The 2351-nt window shown below is 58.1% G+C and carries 3 protein-coding genes; all 3 read right to left on the reverse strand.

All coding sequences use genetic code 11. The features are described from left to right. Positions 1 to 45: 45 nt before the first annotated feature. A complete protein-coding gene (locus tag ACIQVE_RS29480; RefSeq protein ID WP_402815459.1) occupies positions 46 to 453 on the reverse strand; it encodes a F0F1 ATP synthase subunit I in 408 nt (135 codons plus the stop codon). A 148-nt stretch (positions 454 to 601) separates the two neighbouring features. Then, complete coding sequence (locus ACIQVE_RS29485; RefSeq protein ID WP_187677230.1) at positions 602 to 1474, reverse strand: ParB/RepB/Spo0J family partition protein; 873 nt, start codon at positions 1472 to 1474, stop codon at positions 602 to 604. A 9-nt stretch (positions 1475 to 1483) separates the two neighbouring features. Then, positions 1484 to 2281, reverse strand: coding sequence for a ParA family protein (locus ACIQVE_RS29490; protein WP_402815462.1), 798 nt, complete (start codon positions 2279 to 2281; stop codon positions 1484 to 1486). Positions 2282 to 2351 lie beyond the last annotated feature (70 nt).

The following is a 2351-nucleotide window of genomic DNA, read 5'->3' on the forward strand; positions in this document are numbered from 1 at the left end:
ATATAGCCCGAAGCGGTTGTTTCTGCCATGGTTGCCTCAAAAGCCCTAAGGTCTCGAAAGTATTGTTCTCATCAGCAGGGGAGCGAACCAGCTGACCGACTGAGTCAGCACGAACACGCCGAATACTGCTATCGGCGCCAATGGCTTCACACCTGCAAACACCAGTGCAAAGAGCACTGCCGTCAAAATCAGTTTGCCTGCCTCGCCGGCATAAAAAGACCGGACGATGGACTGGGCTGCTCGGGCGCAGGAAAACCGAAATGCCTTGTGAGCGAAATATACATTGGGCAGCAAGGCTATCAGGCCCCCGCAAAGTCCCGAATATCCGGTAACGACTCCGTGCCATTGCCAGAGCGCCAAAGCGGCGATCAGCAAAACGACAAATTGAGCCATTAACACCGGAAAAACCGCCAGGCGATGGAACGGCAGGCGGTTTGGCTTGCGGGTTTCCATCACTTTTGCTCTCCAATGGTCGGCTGCCAGAATTCAATAACTTGGCATAATTTGTGCCGACAAAATGCGCGCAGAGTATAGGGGCGGTTCTGCCCCTATTCAACTGTCAGGTAGTGATTTCCGACTGCCCGCTACATGAGGAAATGTTTCAGCGGATGTGCGCGAGCACACCTTGAAGCTCATCGAGGGAGTTGTAACCGATCACTAACTGCCCCTTTCCCTTCTTCCCGTGGCGAATCTGCACCGCAGAGCCTAGGCGCTCGGCCAGACGCTGTTCGAGACGAGCGATATCCGGGTCGGGTTTGGTGGCTTCAACAGGCTCCGGTTTGCCACTCAACCACTGGCGAACCAGTGCTTCAGTTTGGCGCACGGTAAGACCGCGTGCGACAACATGTCGCGCCCCCTCAACCTGTTGATTCTCCGGCAGACCGAGCAAAGCACGGGCATGACCCATTTCCAGGTCGCCGTGGGACAACATGGTCTTGATGACTTCCGGCAGCGCAATAAGCCGCAACAGGTTAGCCACAGTCACGCGGGACTTACCCACAGCCTCGGCGACTTGTTGCTGAGTCAGCTGGAACTCCTGCTGCAAGCGCTGCAGGGCGACCGCCTCCTCGATCGGGTTGAGGTCTTCGCGCTGGATGTTCTCGATCAGTGCGATCGCGATCGCGGTTTCATCCGGCACATCGCGGACCATCGCCGGGATGGTTTCCTGTCCGGCCTGCTGGCTCGCGCGCCAGCGGCGTTCACCCGCGATGATTTCAAAGCGGCCGCCACCAATCGGGCGAACCACGATCGGTTGCATCACGCCTTGCGCCTTGATCGACTGCGCCAGTTCTTCCAGCGCCTGCGGATCCATGTCCCGACGCGGCTGGTACTTGCCGCGCTGGAGCAAGTCCAGCGGCAGGTGTTGCAGTTCACGCGTGTCAGCTTGCGCGGCTTGTTCTTCCAGCGAGCTGACAGTCGGACCACTCAGCAGTGCATCCAGTCCACGTCCGAGACCTCGTTTCTTGACGGCCATGGGGATTCCTTAAGTTGCCTGAGCAGCGGCAATGCGTGAATTTTTGCGCTGACGACGAACCATCTCGCCTGCCAGGGCCAGATAGGCCAGTGCGCCGCGCGATTGCTTGTCGTACGCCAGAGCCGGCATGCCGTAGCTTGGGGCTTCGGCGAGGCGGATGTTGCGCGGAATGACCGTGTCGTACAGCTGCTCGCCAAAGTGTTCCTTGAGCTGCGCAGAGACATCGTTCATCAGGCTCAGACGCGGGTCGTACATCGTGCGCAACAAGCCTTCGACTTTCAGGTTGGGGTTGAGCAGTTCGGCGATTCGCTTGATGTTATCCACAAGGTCGCTCAACCCTTCGAGCGCAAAGTATTCGCACTGCATGGGGATAATGACCCCATCAGCGGCAACCAGTGCGTTCAGTGTGAGCATCGACAGCGACGGTGGGCAGTCGATCAAAATGTAATCGTAGTTTTCGCGGATCGGCGCCAGCGCGCTGCGCAGGCGGCTCTCCTTCATCTGCATTTCCAGCAGAACCACTTCGGCGGCTGTCAGGTCGCGGTTGGCTGGCAGCAGTTGATACCCGCCGTGCTCGGAATAGTGCATGGCCTGAGCCAGATCGCATTCGCCGATCAGCAGGTCATAGACCGAGTTTTCCAGGCCGTGCTTATCCACACCGCTACCCATGGTGGCGTTGCCCTGTGGATCGAGATCGATCAACAGCACCCGGCGCTTGGTCGCGACCAGGGATGCTGCGAGGTTGATGCAGGTGGTGGTCTTGCCCACACCACCCTTTTGGTTCTCTATCGCGAATACCTTAGCCATTCTTGCTTGTGTTCACAATCATGCCGTGCGGCGCAGAATAAGCAGATGGCGTAGGCCTTGGCAAAAGGGT

Origin of the sequence: Pseudomonas sp. NPDC098747, assembly GCF_044760045.1 — a bacterium.
GTDB lineage: Bacteria > Pseudomonadota > Gammaproteobacteria > Pseudomonadales > Pseudomonadaceae > Aquipseudomonas.